Annotated in this window: 15 protein-coding genes; 8 read left to right on the plus strand and 7 right to left on the minus strand. The window is 65.0% G+C overall.

The features are described from left to right. The first annotated feature begins 1 nt into the window (after nucleotide 1). The 3 genes from I6F17_RS27050 (at nucleotide 2) to xth (ending at nucleotide 4,363) form a co-directional block, all read left to right on the plus strand. Nucleotides 2-2,482 carry a DNA translocase FtsK gene (locus I6F17_RS27050; protein WP_225127404.1) on the plus strand — a complete coding sequence of 827 codons (2,481 nt, stop codon included), beginning with the start codon at nucleotides 2-4 and terminating at the stop codon, nucleotides 2,480-2,482. A gap of 152 nt (nucleotides 2,483-2,634) precedes the next feature. Next, nucleotides 2,635-3,393, plus strand: a complete 759-nt coding sequence (locus I6F17_RS27055; RefSeq protein WP_225127402.1) for an outer membrane lipoprotein carrier protein LolA — start codon at nucleotides 2,635-2,637, stop codon at nucleotides 3,391-3,393. Between the two features lie 154 nt (nucleotides 3,394-3,547). Continuing rightward, nucleotides 3,548-4,363, plus strand: coding sequence for an exodeoxyribonuclease III (gene xth, locus I6F17_RS27060; protein WP_225127400.1), 816 nt, complete (start codon nucleotides 3,548-3,550; stop codon nucleotides 4,361-4,363). A 121-nt stretch (nucleotides 4,364-4,484) separates the two neighbouring features. On the opposite strand, the gene I6F17_RS27065 is transcribed toward xth, so the two are convergent. Next, nucleotides 4,485-4,928, minus strand: a complete 444-nt coding sequence (locus tag I6F17_RS27065) for a cyclic nucleotide-binding domain-containing protein (protein WP_025033074.1) — start codon at nucleotides 4,926-4,928, stop codon at nucleotides 4,485-4,487. Between the two features lie 58 nt (nucleotides 4,929-4,986). Continuing rightward, nucleotides 4,987-5,673, minus strand: a complete 687-nt coding sequence (locus I6F17_RS27070) for a response regulator (protein ID WP_008142830.1) — start codon at nucleotides 5,671-5,673, stop codon at nucleotides 4,987-4,989. A gap of 203 nt (nucleotides 5,674-5,876) precedes the next feature. Between I6F17_RS27070 and I6F17_RS27075 the strand changes: the two genes are divergently transcribed. Further along, nucleotides 5,877-6,446: a L,D-transpeptidase family protein gene (locus tag I6F17_RS27075; protein WP_225127397.1), complete on the plus strand. Its 570-nt coding sequence runs from the start codon at nucleotides 5,877-5,879 to the stop codon at nucleotides 6,444-6,446. A 75-nt stretch (nucleotides 6,447-6,521) separates the two neighbouring features. On the opposite strand, the gene I6F17_RS27080 is transcribed toward I6F17_RS27075, so the two are convergent. Further along, the gene (locus I6F17_RS27080) at nucleotides 6,522-7,211 is read right to left on the minus strand and encodes a YggS family pyridoxal phosphate-dependent enzyme (protein WP_225127395.1); all 690 of its coding nucleotides are present in this window, start codon (nucleotides 7,209-7,211) and stop codon (nucleotides 6,522-6,524) included. 109 nt (nucleotides 7,212-7,320) lie between these two features. Here I6F17_RS27080 and I6F17_RS27085 point away from each other — a divergent pair, with 109 nt between their 5' ends. Further along, nucleotides 7,321-9,024: a diguanylate cyclase gene (locus I6F17_RS27085; RefSeq protein WP_036044945.1), complete on the plus strand. Its 1,704-nt coding sequence runs from the start codon at nucleotides 7,321-7,323 to the stop codon at nucleotides 9,022-9,024. A 157-nt stretch (nucleotides 9,025-9,181) separates the two neighbouring features. On the opposite strand, the gene I6F17_RS27090 is transcribed toward I6F17_RS27085, so the two are convergent. Further along, the gene (locus tag I6F17_RS27090; protein ID WP_225127525.1) at nucleotides 9,182-10,159 is read right to left on the minus strand and encodes a GGDEF domain-containing protein; all 978 of its coding nucleotides are present in this window, start codon (nucleotides 10,157-10,159) and stop codon (nucleotides 9,182-9,184) included. Between the two features lie 259 nt (nucleotides 10,160-10,418). On the opposite strand from I6F17_RS27090, the gene leuS reads away from it, so the two are divergent. From leuS to holA, 3 genes are all read left to right on the plus strand, one after another. Beyond that, on the plus strand, nucleotides 10,419-13,070 hold the full coding sequence (leuS, locus tag I6F17_RS27095; RefSeq protein ID WP_225127382.1) for a leucine--tRNA ligase: 2,652 nt from the start codon (nucleotides 10,419-10,421) through the stop codon (nucleotides 13,068-13,070). Continuing rightward, nucleotides 13,057-13,608: an LPS assembly lipoprotein LptE gene (lptE, locus tag I6F17_RS27100; protein ID WP_036003091.1), complete on the plus strand. Its 552-nt coding sequence runs from the start codon at nucleotides 13,057-13,059 to the stop codon at nucleotides 13,606-13,608. The genes leuS and lptE overlap by 14 nt, the downstream gene beginning before the upstream one ends. A 65-nt stretch (nucleotides 13,609-13,673) precedes the next feature. Beyond that, the gene (holA, locus tag I6F17_RS27105) at nucleotides 13,674-14,702 is read left to right on the plus strand and encodes a DNA polymerase III subunit delta (RefSeq protein ID WP_225127380.1); all 1,029 of its coding nucleotides are present in this window, start codon (nucleotides 13,674-13,676) and stop codon (nucleotides 14,700-14,702) included. A gap of 131 nt (nucleotides 14,703-14,833) precedes the next feature. Here the strand turns inward: holA and I6F17_RS27110 are convergent, their stop codons facing one another. From I6F17_RS27110 to rsmG, 3 genes are all read right to left on the minus strand, one after another. Beyond that, a complete protein-coding gene (locus I6F17_RS27110) occupies nucleotides 14,834-15,721 on the minus strand; it encodes a ParB/RepB/Spo0J family partition protein (RefSeq protein ID WP_225127378.1) in 888 nt (295 codons plus the stop codon). A 148-nt stretch (nucleotides 15,722-15,869) separates the two neighbouring features. Continuing rightward, nucleotides 15,870-16,736 (minus strand): ParA family protein, encoded by an 867-nt coding sequence (locus I6F17_RS27115; protein WP_036044952.1) that lies wholly within the window; start codon nucleotides 16,734-16,736, stop codon nucleotides 15,870-15,872. A gap of 28 nt (nucleotides 16,737-16,764) precedes the next feature. Continuing rightward, on the minus strand, nucleotides 16,765-17,370 hold the full coding sequence (gene rsmG, locus I6F17_RS27120) for a 16S rRNA (guanine(527)-N(7))-methyltransferase RsmG (protein ID WP_225127523.1): 606 nt from the start codon (nucleotides 17,368-17,370) through the stop codon (nucleotides 16,765-16,767). Nucleotides 17,371-17,536 lie beyond the last annotated feature (166 nt).

The following is a 17,536-nucleotide window of genomic DNA, read 5'->3' on the forward strand; positions in this document are numbered from 1 at the left end:
CGTGAGCATGTCGGCAATCGAACGCGTCATTCCTCTGGTCGGCCATCTGCCGCCCTCGATCCGCGAAGGGCTGGCGCGGCGCATGCGCGAGCTCGCCGGCCTCGGCCTGATCGCGCTGGCGGGCGTCGCCGCGGCGGCGCTGATGACGTGGTCGGTGCAGGATCCCAGCCTCAGCCACGCGACCTCGCGGCCGATCCGCAACATCCTCGGCTATGCCGGCGCGATCGGCGCCGATCTCGCCATGCAGATCCTGGGGCTCGGCGCGATCATGCTGGTCCTGATCGTTGCGGTCTGGGGCTGGCGCATGATGACGCATCGGCCATTCGACCGCGAGGCGCTCCGGCTCGGCTCCTGGATTCTCTGCACGGTGATCGCGGCAGGCTTCGTCAGTTGCTTTCAGCATGGCGGGGCCTGGCCGCTGCCGACCGGCCTCGGCGGCGTGGTCGGCGATGCGCTGGTGCGCGCGCCCGCGGTGATCTTCGGGCCGGCCGGTACGATCTATCGCATCGTGCTGGGCACGATCCTGTTCGCCGCGATGACCGCGACCTTCCTGATCGCCTGCGGCCTCGGCGCGCGTGAGCAGGACGACGAGATCGCTGAGGTCGCCGATGACGACAAGCCGCTCGACGAAGACGAGGAGAGCGATCAGGGTTCGGTCTCGCTGGGCTGGCTGTTCCATGCATTGATGAGCACCAAGGCGCGGCTGATCTGGCTGTGTGGTGCCGCCTACCGCTCGCTGGTCTCGAGCGGACCGAAGACCAAGGCCGCCCAGTTCAGCCGGCAGGAGCCGAATCTCGGCGGCGGCCGCTCGGCGCCGTCGATCTCGCCGCAGTCTCAAGACGAGGACTACGAGGACGAGCACGAAGACGAATTGGAGGACGAGGAGGAGGAAGAGGAGGAGCCCGCCGCGCGCGCCCCGAAGAAGAAAGCCGCGCCGAAGCCCGCTTCCAAGAAATCCTCCGACAAGTTCGACCTCCCGTCCGTCTCCATGCTGGCCGCACCAAAGGCCGGCGATCGCCAGCCGCTCAGCAAGGCCGAGCTGGAGAACAATTCCCGTTCGCTCGAAGGCGTGCTGCAGGATTTCGGCGTGCGCGGCGAGATCGTGAAGGCCAATCCCGGTCCCGTCGTGACGCTCTACGAGCTGGAGCCGGCGCCCGGCATCAAGTCCTCGCGCGTGATCGGCCTTGCCGACGATATCGCCCGCTCGATGAGCGCGCTGTCGGCGCGCGTCGCCGTCGTGCCCGGCCGCAACGCGATCGGCATCGAGCTGCCGAACGCGCATCGCGAGAAGGTCTATTTGCGCGAATTGCTGGTGGCGAAGGAGGCGACCGATACGGTGGCGAAGCTGCCGCTCTGCCTCGGCAAGACCATCGGCGGCGACCCCGTCATCATCGACCTCGCGCGCACGCCGCACATGCTGATCGCCGGCACCACCGGCTCGGGCAAGTCGGTCGCGATCAACACCATGATCCTCAGCCTGGTGTACCGGCTGCGGCCCGACCAGTGCCGCCTGATCATGGTCGATCCGAAGATGCTCGAGCTCTCCGTCTATGACGGCATTCCCCATCTGCTCACGCCTGTCGTGACCGACCCGAAGAAGGCGGTGGTCGCGCTGAAATGGGCCGTGCGCGAGATGGAAGAGCGCTACAAGAACATGGCCAAGCTCGGTGTGCGCAACATCGACGGCTACAACACGCGCCTGCTCGAATTGAAGGCCAAGGGCGAGGAGCCGACGCGCACGGTGCATACCGGCTTCGACAAGGAGACCGGCAAGGCGATCTACGAGGAAGAGAAGCTCTCGCTCGATCCGCTGCCCTACATCGTCATCATCGTCGACGAAATGGCCGACCTGATGATGGTCGCCGGCAAGGACATCGAAGGCGCGGTGCAGCGTCTGGCGCAGATGGCGCGGGCCGCAGGCCTGCACGTGATCCTGGCGACGCAGCGTCCGTCGGTCGACGTCATCACCGGCACCATCAAGGCGAACTTCCCGACCCGTATCGCCTTCCAGGTCACCTCCAAGATCGACAGCCGCACCATTCTCGGCGAGATGGGCGCCGAGCAGCTGCTCGGCCAGGGCGACATGCTCTACATGGCGGGCGGCGGCCGCATCAGCCGCGTGCACGGACCGTTCGCCTCCGACGAGGAAGTCGAGAAGGTGGTGCGTCACCTCAAGACGCAGGGACAGCCGGAATATCTCGAAGCCGTCACCGCCGAAGAGCCGACCGAGGACGAGGACGGTGCCGTGTTCGACGCCACCGGCATGGGCGGCGATGGCGGCGGCGATCTCTTCCAGCAGGCGGTTGCGATCGTCAAACGCGATCGCAAGGCCTCGACCAGCTACATCCAGCGCCGCCTGCAAATCGGCTACAACCGCGCCGCATCGCTGATGGAGCGCATGGAACTGGAGGGCATCGTCGGTCCCGCCAACCATGCCGGCAAGCGCGAGATTCTGGTCGAGGAAGAAGACAGCCATATGTGAGGCGAGGAGCCTCTAAGCAACATTTCACGCAAATTCGATATCTGCTTTTGCCCGAAATCACGGTAAAAGGGCGCCCAGCCACACAGGACGACGCGTTGATTAGACATCCGGACATTCGATTCGCTGCCACGATCGCCGCGCGAAGCGCGCGCATGGCCGGCGTGCTTCTCGTCACCGCCGCGATGGTGACCGCTGCGTCTTTCGCGCAGACCGTGCCGGTGCCGAAGCCCGCGCCGAAGGGGCGGGACGGCGGCGCGTCCGCCGGCGGGCCGGCCGTCACCGGCGCGACGCAGGCGCCGCCCAATCCGGTGATCCCGGATCCGCGGCGCAACGTTCCGAGCAGCATCTTCCAGACCTTCGACGCCAACCAGAAAGCGCAGGCGGCCAAGGTCAGCGCCTATCTATCGTCGCTGCAGACGCTGGTCGGGAATTTCGTCCAGGTCGGTCCCGACGGCAGCAAGACGCAGGGCGACTTCTACATCCAGAAACCCGGCAAGGTACGCTTCGAATATGATGCGCCGAGCCCGATCGACATCGTCGCCGACGGATCCTCGCTCGTGGTGCGCGACCGCAAGCTCGCGACCCAGGACGTCTACCCGCTGTCGCAGACGCCGCTGCGCTTTCTATTGTCCGACCGCATCGACCTGATGAGGGACACCAATGTCGTTGGCGTCTCGGCCGACGACGTCTTCGTCAGCGTCACCATCGAGGAGAAGCAGGCCCTGGTCGGCACCAGCCGGTTGCTGCTGATGTTCGGCGCCAAGGACGGCCAGCTCAAGCAGTGGACCGTCACCGATCCGCAGGGCTACGATACGACGATTGCGGTGTACAATCTGGACTCGAGCAAGAAGCTCGACCCCAACATGTTCAAGATCGATTTCACCAATTACAACACGCCGTCGCGGGGTTGATGGTGCGTAGGGTGGGTTAGCCGAAGGCGTAACCCACCAGTTCTGCCACTGCGGAAACCAAAGAGGTGGGTTACGCTGCGCTAACCCACCCTCCGATTCCACGCCTGTGGACAAGTATTTTCCCCACGCCAATCCATGCTAAGACGCATTTCCTATGCGTCTTTCCCTGACAACCTGGAACATCAATTCGGTGCGGCTACGCATCGACCTGGTCGCGAAGTTTCTCAAGAGCGCGCGGCCAGAAGTGCTGTGCCTGCAGGAGACCAAGTGCATCGACGATGCTTTTCCGCTGAAGCGCTTCAAGCGGCTCGGCTACGAGCACGTCGCGCTGAACGGTCAGAAGGGCTATCACGGCGTCGCCATCGTCTCGAAGATCCCGTTCGAATCGAAGGACATCCGCACCTTCTGCGACAAGGTGGATTCGCGCCACATCTCGGTGTCGTTCGGTGAAAAGGCGGGCATCGAAAGACCGCTGGTGCTGCATAATTTCTACGTGCCCGCGGGCGGCGACATTCCCGATCCCGCGCTGAACGAGAAATTCGACCACAAGCTCCGCTTCCTCGACGAGATGAAAGCGTGCGAGCCGCTGCATCCGCGCGGTGAGGACCGCCACATCCTGGTCGGCGATCTCAACGTCGCCCCGCACGAGAACGACGTGTGGTCGCATAAGCAGCTGCTGAAAGTGGTCTCGCACACGCCTGTCGAAACGGAGAAGCTGAAGGCGGCGCTCGCGGCCGGCGAATGGGTCGACGTCGCGCGCGAGCGCATCCCGACGTCGGAGAAGGTCTATACGTGGTGGAGCTACCGCTCCGCCGACTGGACCATCGGCGATCGCGGCCGCAGGCTCGACCACATCTGGGTCTCGCGCGCGCTGAAGGATGCAGTCAGCGATTTCAGGATTCTGCGCGATGCGCGCAGCTGGGAGCGGCCATCGGATCATGTGCCTGTGACGGTGACGCTGGAAGTGTGAGCCGCCCTCGTCATTCCGGGGCGCGCCACTTGGCGCGAGCCCGGAATCCATTCATCAACTGACTCTGCCGCTCAATGGATTCCGGGTTCGCGACTTCGTCGCGCCGCGGAATGACGAGGGCTCAGCTCGTCAGCTTCGCACCCGCCATCAGGATATCGCTGGCGATCTGGCTGGAGCGCACCGCGAACTCGTCGCGCAGGCGCACCGCCGCAGCGGGATCGCTTTCGAGCACGCGCTGGAACAGGCTGCGGGCGACGCGGATGACGGAGGAATGCTCCAGCGCGACCGCGCTCGACGGCCGCTTCATCGGCACCACCAGCGCGAGCTCGCCGATCAACGCGCCGGGACCGGCGATCATTTCGGCGCCCGCGCCGTCCTCGACCCGGAAGGCGCCGCGCTGGACCACGAAGCCGGCGTCGGCGTCGTCACCGAGATTGAACAGGACGTCGCCGCGGACGAAGTCACGCTGCTCGGAGCCGATGGCCAGCATACGCAACGAGGCGTCTCCCAACAGGCGCAGTGTCGGGACACGCTCGAGAAGCGCTACATCATCGTCGATTGACATTCAGGTCCGAGGCTCGAAGGCGTGCGATCTAAAACGATTCGCACGCCATCGAAGCGTATCACGGCACCAGCTTGTAGCCACCGGCTTCCGTCACCAGGATCTCCGGGTTGGCGGCGTCCTTCTCGATCTTCTGGCGGAGGCGGTAGATGTGGGTTTCCAGCGTGTGCGTGGTGACGCCGGAATTATAGCCCCAGACCTCCTGGAGCAGGGTCTCGCGCGACACCGGCATCTGGCCGGCCCGGTAGAGGAAGCGGAGAATCGCGGTTTCCTTCTCGGTGAGGCGGACCTTCCGGGCATTGGCCGCGGTCAGCATCTTCGAGCCGGGGCGGAAGGAGTAGGGTCCGACCGAGAACACCGCGTCCTCGCTGGCTTCGTGCTGGCGGAGCTGGGCGCGGATGCGCGCCAGCAGCACGGCGAAACGGAAGGGCTTTGCCACATAGTCGTTGGCGCCGGATTCCAGGCCCAGGATCGTGTCGGAATCGGTGTCGTGCCCGGTCAGCATGATGATCGGGGCCTTGAAGCCGCCCTTCCGCAGCGAGCGGACAACCTCGCGGCCGTCGGTGTCGGGCAGGCCGACATCCATCAGAACCAGATCGGGGGAATTGGCCTTCGCGGCGCTGGCGCCCTTGGCGCCGGTATCGACCGCAGAGGCTTCGAATTCTTCGTGTAGCGATAATTGCTCCACCAACGTGTCGCGCAGATCGGTATCGTCATCCACGATCAGGATCTTGCGGGCATTGGCCATGGGGGGTCATCCTTTTGGGGTCCGGCTCGGCGGCACATCCATGCCGCACCCAGCCGCGAGGGGAAGTTTAAGGTCGCCGTGATTATTGTTGTTCGTGTTGAAGTAGTGGGCTGTTACCGATTCACAAGCCAGAAGCACTCTAACTCAGAATAGCAGGGCGTTTTGATGAATGTCCTGTAATGAATTCGACATTGCACGTTCACATGAAAAACAAAGCAGCTTCAGTCGGTTACTTCCGAAAACGAGGCGCCGGGCCGCTCTCGGCGATCCGCATTAGGCCTGCTGCCGGCAATCCGCGCCGGGGCTGGCTGACGGCGGGAGCGCTGACCATCCCGGTTGCGCTGGGGCGAGTCGGCATTCTCGCCAACAAGCGCGAGGGGGACGGCGGCACCCCCAGGGGCAGCTTCCGGCCCAGGCAATTGTGGTGGCGGGGCGACCGGCACAGCCGTCCCCGGACGTTCCTGCCGGCCCGGATGATCACCGGCGTGGACGCCTGGTGCGAGGATCCGCGGGACCGCCGTTACAACCAGAGCATCCGGCTCGGCGAGGGGCAGGGCGGCGACCGGCTCCAGCGCGCCGACCATCTCTACGACTTCATCATCGAGATCGACCACAACACGCGGCCCCGCATCGCCGGCCGCGGCAGCGCGGTGTTCCTGCACCTTGCCCGCGACAATTTCGGCCCGACCGCCGGCTGCGTCTCCATGACGAAATCCGCGATGCTGCAATTGCTGCGGCGCCTGGGCCCGCGCACAAAGATCATCATCGGGTGAGGGGCGCCGTCATTGCGAGGAGCCCTTGCGACGAAATTGACAGCGGTAGGCGGCATCGGCCCTCGCCAACGGCAACTACCTATGCCCGAAGATCGCGCTGCCGACGCGCACATGGGTGGCACCCAGCATGATGGCGGTCGCGAAATCGGCGCTCATGCCCATCGAGAGATTCGTCAAGCCATTGCGCGCGGCGATCTTGGCGGTGAGCGCAAAGTGCGCGGCGGGCGGCTCGTCGACCGGCGGGATGCACATCAATCCGGAGATCGTCAGCCCGTAGGTGTCGCGGCAGCTTGCAATGAAGGCATCGGCCTCGCCCGGGGCAATCCCGGCCTTCTGCGGCTCCTCGCCGGTGTTGATCTGGACGAACAGCTGCGGGTGCCTGTTCTGGGATTCGATTTCCTTGGCTAACGCTTGGCAAATGCTCGGACGGTCGACCGAATGGATGGCGTCGAACAGCGCAACCGCCTCTTTCGCCTTGTTGGATTGCAGCGGCCCGATCAGATGCAGCGCGATACCGGGGTAAGCAGACGTTAACGCCGGCCACTTGGCTTTGGCCTCCTGCACCCGATTCTCGCCAAATACGCGCTGTCCTGCGGCGATAACCGGGATAATTGCATCCGCCGCGAAGGTCTTGGACACGGCGATCAGCGTGACCGAGGCGCGATCACGCTGCGCGTCCCTGCAGGCGCGTGCAATTTCGGCTTCGACCGCGGCGAGCGCGGTTGGTGAATCGCCGGTTACCGGCGCGACGTTGGCTTCCGTCATGACGTCTCTTGGTTGTGACCTGAGCCCGAGTTAGGTCCAATTTTACCGAGTTCAAGAAACAGTTTTTGAACCCTTCGCTTTACCTTAGCCCGCGGGGTGGGTAGCGAAAATGGCAAGCGTCAGTCTCAACCGCAAGCGCGCGAAACTCAAGCAGGTTCTCGGTATCCGGGCGCGGCTTGCGTTGCTCGCGGTGATTCTCGTGACGCCCTTGATGATCGAGCGCATCCGTTCCCTCGAAGACACGCGCGCGCGGCAAGTCGCGCAGGCCGCGGCTGAATTCACCACGGTGGCGAGGCACAGCGCCGATGCGCAGCGCCAGGTGATCTCGTCGGTCGAGACCATTCTGAAATCGGAGGCCTTCATCCGCGCCTCCGCCGGCGGCATCAGCAAGAGCTGCGACGTGCTGCGCGCGAGCCTGCCGTCGAGCCTGCCCTGGATCCGCACGCTTCTGATCGCCGGCCAGGACGGCCGCATCCAATGCGCCACCAACAACATGTATGTCGGCCTCGATCTCAGCGACCGACCGTACTTCCAGCAGGCCCAGGAAACCGGCCGCTTCGTGCTGAGCGACTTCATCATGTCGCGACCGGTACCGTCGCCAACGGTGATGGCGGTCTATCCGGTCTCCGCCTTCAGCGGCGTGGCCGATGCCGTCGTGCTCGCCACCGTCAATCTCGACTGGATGTCGAAGGTCATGAACAATCTGGGCGGTCGCGCCGGCATCACTGCGGTGCTGGTCGACAGCGCGGGCACCGTGCTGGCGGCCCCGGCCGATCAGCACAGCGCGGTCGGCCGTCCGCTCGACAACATGCCGCTGATGTCCGCGATCGCCGACAAGGCGCTGCGCTCCGATCAGGATGAGGGTTCGCTGTCCTTCCTCGCCGCCGACGGCTCCCGCCGCGCGGTCAGCTATATCCGCATCGCCGGCACCAATGCCCGCCTGATCGCCAGCATCGACGAAGACAAGGTGTCCGCAGCGGTCAACCGCGACATCCGCACCGCCTATCTGCAGCTCGCCTTCGTGCTCATGTTCGTCCTGCTCGGCGCGCTGATCGCCGCCGAAAAGCTCGTGATCAAGCCGATCGAGATGCTCGCCGACATGGCCAAGCGGCTCGGCGAGGGCGACCTGTCGGCGCGCGCCGCGCGCAATCGCCTGCCCGCCGAGTTCGTGCCGCTGGCCCGCGCGTTCAACGCGATGGCCGCGCAGCTGAGCCAGCGCGAGCGCGAGCTGATCGCAAGCAACGACCGCCTGACGGTGATGGCTTCGATCGACATGCTGTCCGGTCTCGCCAACCGCCGCGGCTTCCAGAGCCGGCTGGATTTCGAATGGATGCGCGCGCAGCAATATGGCAGCGAGCTGGCGCTTCTGATGATCGACGTCGACCATTTCAAGCTGTTCAACGACACCTACGGCCATCTCGAAGGCGATTCCTGCCTGACGCGGCTCGGCGAATCACTGTCCGGCATCGCCGCCGACACGATGGGCTTCGCGGCCCGCTACGGCGGCGAGGAGTTCTGCCTGCTGCTGCCGAACACCGACGTGACGCGCGCCGTCGCGATCGGCGAGCAGGTGCGTTCGGCGGTGCTGAGGCTCTGCCTGCCTCACATCACCTCGAACCACATGATCGTCACGGTCTCGATCGGCGTCGCCGCGACCAAGCCGAACGAGGCCCTGCGCCCAGGCGACCTGATCGAAGCCGCCGACGCCGCGCTCTACGCCGCCAAGCATCGTGGCCGCAACAATGTCGTCGAGCACGGCGTGCAGGCGATCGCGACCGGCACGGCCGAGATGATGATGGTGGCGAGCGCATAGTCAGCTATGGTTTCACCTCGCCCCGCTTGCGACGTCTGAACTGTGCACTGCCGGACACGGGCCGGGCTTGTCCCGGCCATCCACGCCTTGCCCACAGCACAAAGAACGTGGATGCCCGGGACAAGCCCGGGCATGAGGGCCTATCGTCTCGCCCGAGCTAGCCCGCAGCCCCGGCCCGCTCGAGCTCGATCTCCGTCACCACACGATTGCGGCCGCCGCCCTTGGCGAGATAGAGCGCGCGGTCGCAGCGTTCGATCAGATCCGTGATCGCCTCGCCGACCCGGTATTGCGCAACGCCGATCGACACGCTGATGCCGGGCAGGGTCTCGCCGGTCGAGCGACGCGTGATCGTGCAATCTGCGATCGCACGCCTGATGCGTTCGGCGATCTCGGCGCAAGTGGCGAGATCGGCGTCCGGGAGCACCGCGATCAGCTCCTCGCCGCCATAGCGGGCCGGCAGATCTTGCGCGCGAACCTTCTCGCGCAGGACCTTGGCCATCAGGCGCAGCACCTGGTCGCCGACACCGTGGCCGAAATTGTCGTTGAACGACTTGAAGTGGTCGATGTCGAGCATCAGCACGCTGAGCGGCTCGCCCCATTCCGCGGTCGTCTGCGCCTTGCGCAGGAATTCGTCGAGGGCCCGCCGATTCGCCAGCCCGGTCAGCGTGTCGGTCCGGGCGCGCTGCTCGGACCGCGACAGCGAATCGCGGATCACGTCGAGCTCGCGGGTCTTTTCGGCAAAGCCCGCCTCCAGCTGCGTCGCCCGCGTGGCCGCCCGCGCCAGTTCGTTCATGAGCTGGGCAACCAGCAGCTTTGGATCGACGCCGGCCTTGCCCTGGTCGGCCACCTGGCTGATGACCTGCATCTGCGAATGATTGTCGGCGATCGCCGTCGCCAGAAACTCCTTCGCCGTCCCCATCAGCGCCTGCAGCCGCTCGGAGGTGTCGACCACGACGGCACTCACCTGGGGCGCGACGTAGGTCTCGAACAGATCCTGATTGGTTTGGGCGTCGAAGGGACGATTGTGGTCGATCAGAAGATCGATCGCATTGCGCAGATCGTCATGGCTGCCCGCGAAATACTGGAACCAGACGGCAAAGTTGGCGGGGGTCGGTGCAATCCGCTGTTCGGCCATGCTCCGCATCGCCCGCCCGGCGACGGACGCGGCATAGTCGTAATCGGGATCGTCGAAGCTGGAATCCATGTGCGGTAAGGCGACCTTGTCGGACCGCAACTTGGCATCGACGCCTTAATCACACCCCAACGCGGACCCTCGTAGTTATGCGGAGGGGTCGTCAAAGTTCCAAAACGCGGCAACCCATTGACCCCTTAAGGTCTTCTATGGCCTAGTCCGCCGTCTTGAGACGGCCGAACCACGAAAACCCAACGATTCCATGACCTCCGAACGCTATAACGCCCGCGACGCCGAACCGCGCTGGCAACGCCTCTGGGACGAGCAGGCGATCTTCGTCTCCAAGAACGACGATCCGCGGCCGAAATATTACGTGCTCGAGATGTTCCCCTACCCGTCCGGGCGCATCCATATCGGCCATGTCCGGAATTACACGCTCGGCGACGTGCTGGCCCGCTTCATGCGCGCCAAGGGGTTCAACGTGCTGCATCCGATGGGCTGGGACGCCTTCGGCCTGCCGGCCGAGAACGCCGCAATCGAGCGCAAGGTGGCGCCGAAGGCCTGGACCTACGACAACATCGCCGCGATGAAGAAGCAGCTCCGCTCGATCGGGCTGTCGCTGGACTGGTCCAGGGAGATCGCGACCTGCGACCCCTCCTACTACAAGCACCAGCAGAAGATGTTCCTGGATTTCCTGCGCGCAGGGCTTGCCGAGCGCGAGAAGCGCAAGGTGAACTGGGACCCCGTCGACATGACCGTGCTCGCCAACGAGCAGGTGATCGACGGCCGCGGCTGGCGCTCGGGCGCCGTGGTCGAGCAGCGCGAGATGAACCAGTGGGTCTTCAAGATCACGAAGTACTCGCAGGAGCTGCTGTCGGCGCTCGACGGGCTGGACCGCTGGCCCGACAAGGTGCGCCTGATGCAGCGCAACTGGATCGGCCGCTCCGAGGGCCTGTTGATCCGCTTCGCGCTGGATGCGGCGACGACGCCGGCCGGCGAGAGCGAGCTGAAGATCTTCACGACGCGGCCGGATACGCTGTTCGGCGCGAAGTTCATGGCGATCTCGGCGGATCATCCGCTGGCGCAGGCCGCCGCCGCAAAGAACCCTGAGCTTGCGGCGTTCATCGCAGAGATCAAGAAGATCGGCACCGCGCAGGAGATCATCGACACCGCGGAGAAGCAGGGTTTCGACACCGGCATCCGCGCGGTGCACCCGTTCGATCCGTCCTGGAAGCTGCCGGTCTATGTCGCCAATTTCGTGCTGATGGAATACGGCACCGGCGCCATCTTCGGCTGCCCGGCGCACGATCAGCGCGACCTCGACTTCGTCAACAAGTACGCTCTCGGCAACACGCCCGTCGTGTGCCCGGAAGGCCAGGACCCGAAGAGCTTCGTCATCACCGACACCGCCTATGACGGCGACGGCCTCATGATCAATTCGCGCTTCCTCGACGGCATGACCATCGAGCAGGCGAAGGAAGAGGTGGCGAAGCGGCTCGAGACGGAGCTGCGCGGCAATGCGCCGGTCGGCGAGCGCCAGGTGAATTTCCGCCTGCGCGACTGGGGCATTTCTCGCCAGCGCTATTGGGGCTGCCCGATTCCCGTCATTCACTGTCCGAAATGCGACGTGGTGCCGGTGCCGGATGCCGACCTGCCCGTGAAGCTGCCGGACGATGCGACCTTCGACAAGCCGGGCAACGCACTCGATCATCATCCGACCTGGAAGCACGTCACCTGCCCGCAATGCGGCGGCAAGGCTCAACGCGAAACCGACACGATGGACACCTTCGTGGACTCGTCCTGGTATTTTGCGCGCTTCACCGATCCCTGGAACGAGGCTTCGCCGACCACGCCTGCGGTCGCCAACCGGATGCTGCCGGTCGACCAATATATCGGCGGCGTCGAGCACGCGATCCTGCATCTGCTCTACAGCCGCTTCTTCACCCGCGCGATGAAGGCAACCGGGCATATCGCGCTGGACGAGCCGTTCGCCGGCATGTTCACGCAAGGCATGGTGGTGCACGAGACCTACCAGAAGGCCGACGGCAGCTATGTGCAGCCGGCCGAGGTGAAGGTCGAGGTCGGCGGCAACGGACGCCGCGCCACGCTGCTGACGACGGGCGAAGACGTCGCGATCGGCCCGATCGAGAAGATGTCCAAGTCGAAGAAGAACACGGTCGACCCCGACGACATCATCGAGACTTATGGCGCCGACGTCGCCCGCTGGTTCATGCTGTCGGACTCCCCGCCCGACCGCGACGTGATCTGGAGCGACGAGCGCGTCCAGGGTGCCTCGCGCTTCGTGCAGCGGCTGTGGCGGCTGGTGAACGATGCCGCCACCCTCGGCAAGGCTGCGCCGGCAGCCCGGCCGGCCAGCTTCGGCCCGGACGCCACCGCCTTGCGCAAGGCCGCCCACGACGCGCTGGACAAGGTCACCGCCGGCATCGAGCGGCTGCACTTCAACGTTTGCCTCGCCCATATCCGCGAATTCACCAATGCATTCTCCGAGGTGCTCCAGCGCCCCGGCCAGCCCGCCCCGGATCTCGCTCCAGATTTGGCTTGGGCGATCCAGGAGGCCAGCCAAATCCTGGTCCAGCTGTTCTCGCCGATGATGCCGCACCTCGCCGAGGAGTGCTGGCAGGTGCTTTTTGAGAATGGTCTGGGCCGAAAGGGGCTGGTTTCGGAGGCCGATTGGCCGCAAATCGAACGCGATTTGCTGGTTGAAGACAGCGTGACCCTGGTGGTGCAGGTCAACGGCAAGAAGCGAGGTGAGGTCACAGTTGCAACAGCGGCCCAAAATCCGGAAATCGAGGCTGCCGTTTTGGCCCTTGATGCGGTAAAGCTGGCCCTGGACGGCAAGCCCGTCCGCAAGGTGATCATCGTCCCCAAGAGGATCGTGAATGTTGTCGGCTAGGACCCGTATCGCAGCCCGTTTGCTGGCAGTTGCCGCATTGGCGGCGCTGACGGCCGGCTGCTTCCAGCCGATGTATGCCGAGCGCAGCGACGGCACCCCGGGCCTGCGCGAGAAGCTGATGGGGGTCGAGCTGCCCCCGATCAACAAACCCAATGCGTCCCGCGAGGCCCGCGTCGGCGTCGAGATCCGCAACGCGCTGGCCTTCAAGCTTTACGGCACGGCGACGGGCATGCCGCCGACCCACCGGCTCGACATCCGCTTCACCACCAGCCGCTCCTCCCTGATCGTCAGCTCCGCAACGGGATTGCCGACCAGCGAAAATCTCGGCATCGACGCCCAGTACAATCTGGTCGAAGTCGTAACCGGCAAGTCTGTGATGACTGGCTCGACCTTCTCGCGCGTGTCCTATGACATGCCGGGGTCCTATCAGCGCTTCTCGCGCACCCGCGCCGTGCGCGATGCCGAAGACCGGGCCGCGAACGAGATCGCGGAGAACATCACCACCCGGCTCGCCTCGTTCTTCACCGCGGGAACGTAATACGCTTCCGTCATTCCGGGTTCGCCTTCTGACGAGGCATTCCGGAATGACGAGTATCGGACGATATGGTCGCACTGCGCGGAAAAGAGATCGACGCCTTCCTTGCCCGCCCGGATGCGGGCCGTCCGATCATCCTGCTCTACGGTCCCGATGCCGGCCTCGTGCGCGAGCGCGCCGACGCGCTGATCGCCTCCGGCGTCGACGATCCCAATGATCCATTCTCGCTGGTCAAGCTCGACGGCGACGAGCTCTCCGCCGAGCCGTCGCGCCTCGTCGACGAAGCCATGACCGTGCCGCTGTTCGGCGGCCGCCGCGCCATCCGCGTTCGCGCCGGCTCGCGCAGCTTTGCCTCCGGCATCGAGACCTTGGCCGAGATGAACGTGAAGGATTGCCGCATCGTGATCGAGGCCGGCGAGCTCCGCCCGGAATCGCCGCTGCGCAAGACCTGCGAGAAAGCCAAGACCGCCGTGGCGATCGGCTGTTATCCCGATACCGAGCGCGATCTTGCCAAGCTGATGGACGACGAGCTGCGTATCGCGAATTTGCGGATCGCGCAGGACGCCCGCGCAGCGCTGATGTCGTTCCTCGGCGGCGACCGCCAGGCCTCGCGCAACGAGCTGCGCAAGCTGACGCTCTACGCCCATGGCAAGGGCGAGGTCACGCTGGATGACGTCATGGCCGTGGTCGCCGATGCCTCGGAGCTGAAGCTCGATCCGATCGTCGACGGTGCCTTCGCCGGGCGGCCCGACATCGTCGAGACCGAGTTTGCGAAGGCGATGATCGCCGGGACCTATCCCGGCGTAATCATCTCGGCTGCGCAGCGCCAGGCCGCGTGGCTGCACAAATCCGCGCTGGCGATTGCCGACGGCACGCCTGCCTCCGCCGTGCTCGACGGCGGCTTTCCGCGCCTGCATTTCTCGCGGAAGCCCGCGGTCGAAACCGCGCTACGCAATTTCAGCCCAGCGCGGCTCGCCGCCATCATCGAGCAGCTGGCCACCGCCGCGCTCGACACGCGCAAGCACTCCACCCTAGCCCCCGCCATCGCCCAGCGCGCGTTGATGGCGATCGCCGCGAACGCAAAGCGGCGGGGCTAGGCCCCGCTCTCTCCTCGTCATTGCGAGGAGCCCTTGCGACGAAGCAATCCAGAATCTCTGCGCGGAAAGATTCTGGATTGCTTCGCTACGCTCGCTTGACGAGTGGAAAGAGTTGCGCGTCGCCGCGATGTCTACAGCGCGCCCTTGGCCAGCCGCTTCATCACCTCGTCGAGCTGATCGAGGTTGCGATAGTTGATCTGCACGGAGCCGCCGGGATCGCGGTGATTGACGGTGACCTTGAGGCCGAGCGCGTCGCTGACGCGCTTCTCCAGATCGATCGTGTCGGGGTCCTTCTCCCTGCCCCCGCTGGCGCGCGCCTTCTGCGGCTTGCGCTCCGGCACGCCCTCTTCATGCGCAAGCGCCTCGGCCTGGCGGACGTTGAGACCCTCCTCGACGATGCGCTTGGCGGCGGCGAGTGGATCGGGCACGCCGATCAGCGCGCGGGCGTGGCCGGCCGTCAGCTCGCCGGTCGCGATGAAGGCCTGCACTTCCGCCGGCAGCTTGGTCAGCCGCATCATGTTGGCGACGTGGCTGCGGCTCTTGCCGACGACCTTGGCGATGTCCTCCTGGCTGCGTTTGAACTCGTTGGCGAGCGCATGATAGCCCTGCGCCTCTTCCATCGGATTGAGGTCCTCGCGCTGCACGTTCTCGACGATCGCGAATTCCAGCGCATCGCTGTCGCTGATGTCGACCGGGACGATCGGCACCTCGTGCAGCCCGGCCATCTGCGAGGCGCGCCAGCGTCGTTCGCCGGCAATGATCTCGAAGCGGTCCTGCGCGCCTTTCACCGGACGCACCACGATCGGCTGGATCACGCCATGCTGCTTGATGGACTCCGAGAGCTCCTTCAGCTCGGTGTCCGAAAAGGTGCGGCGCGGGTTGCGCGGATTGGCCTTGATGAATTCGATCGGCACCTTGCGCTGCGCGCGCGGACGATCGACATGCTGAGCCTCGCCGCCGACGTCACCGATCAGACTTGCAAGACCCCGGCCCAGTCGCGAACGCGCTTCGTCGGCCATCGCCAGCTCCCTTGGATTCACGGTGCAGCACTCCAGAACTGAATTTCGAATCGTAGGGTGGGTTAGCGAAGCGTAACCCACCTCCTCTGTTTCCATTAAGATAGACCGTGGTGGGTTACGCCTTCGGCTAACCCACCCTACGGCATTGTCAATGCGTGGTGCGCAACTCGCGCTCGCGCTGGATCACTTCGGTGGCGAGGCGCAAGTAAGCTTCGCTGCCGACGCATTTGAGGTCGTAGACCAGCACCGGCTTGCCGTAGGACGGCGCTTCCGAGATGCGCACGTTGCGCGGGATCATGGTCTTGTAGACCTTCTCGCCCATGAACTGGCGGACGTCGGCGACGACCTGGTTCGACAGGTTGTTGCGCGAGTCGAACATGGTCAGCACGATCCCATGGATCGACAGGTTCGGATTGAGCGTCGAGCGCACCTGCTCCACCGTCTGCAACAATTGCGACAGACCTTCGAGCGCGAAGAACTCGCATTGCAGCGGCACTAGGATCGCATCCGAGGCCGCCATCGCATTGACCGTAAGCAGGTTGAGCGAGGGCGGGCAGTCGATCAACACGTAGGTGTAGTCGGCGTCCGGGGAGACGTTGTTGTTGAGCGCGCCGATCGCGTCGCGCAACTTGAAGGCGCGGCCGGGCGTGGTGCCGAGCTCGAGCTCGAGGCCAGAGAGATCCATGGTCGACGGCGCGATGTGGAGCCGCGGCACCGCAGTCGAGACCACCGCCTCGCGCAAGGCGGCTTCGCCGACGAGCACGTCATAGGTCGAGCAGGAGCGGTTGCGGCGATCGATGCCGAGGCCGGTCGAGGCGTTGCCCTGGGGATCGAGATCGACGATCAGGACCCGCTCGCCGATCGCGGCGAGCGCCGTGCCCAGATTGATCGCTGTGGTTGTTTTCCCAACGCCACCCTTTTGATTCGCAAGCGCGAGGATGCGCGGATGGCCATGGGGGACCTCGTCGGTCTTTTGGGCCGTCTGTTCTTGCTGCGGTTCGTCAATCACGCTCATCGCAATTCCCCACTCACCCCTCAACGCCTCAGCTGCGCCGTTCGGCGGCATCGAGCTCCACGATCCAGCCGTCGCCCGTGCGGCTTTGGTGGAGCTGCGGCCGAATATTCCAATATTTAGCGGCTTCGGTCAATTCAGCCTCTACATCTTGACCCTTGAGAAATAACGCCTTCGCGCCCTCGCGCATCAGCGGCTCCGCAAAGCCGATGAGTTGATGTAGCGGAGCCAGCGCACGCGCGGTGACGCAATCGACGGGGCCGGTGATTCTATCCACATTATCCCCGATCTCAGCGAGATGTACGACTCCCGGAGATGTGGTGACGCGGATCGCTTCGCGCAAAAAGGCGGCCTTCTTGGCGATTCGCTCCACGAGATGGACGCTCGCGCCAGGGGTGCCGGCCATGGCGCAGGCGAGCACGATTCCGGGAAAGCCGCCGCCGCTCCCCAAGTCGGCCCAGCGTTTTGCGATCGGCGCGAGATCGACCAGCTGGAGCGAGTCGGCGATGTGCCGGGTCCAGAGGTTTGGCAGGGTTGAGGGCGCGACGAGATTGGTCTTGGCCTGCCATTCCCGCAGCAGCGCGATGTAGCGATCAAGCCGCTCCTCGGTTTCACGTGAAACGGGAGCGAGCCTCATAGCGGCGGTCTTGTCAGCGGCGATGATGGAATCGAGCGCCCTGTCGTTGGCCTCAGCTTTGCTGATCTTTGGGCTGGCCGCTCCAGGTCCAGTTCGCCGCCCGGCACCCTCGCCCGCTCCGGGTCGTCGCGATGGCGGTCGATCGCCGCCCGATCCGCGCTGTTTC

Source organism: Bradyrhizobium sp. NBAIM18 (assembly GCF_020193825.1).
In the GTDB taxonomy this organism is placed as follows: domain Bacteria; phylum Pseudomonadota; class Alphaproteobacteria; order Rhizobiales; family Xanthobacteraceae; genus Bradyrhizobium; species Bradyrhizobium yuanmingense.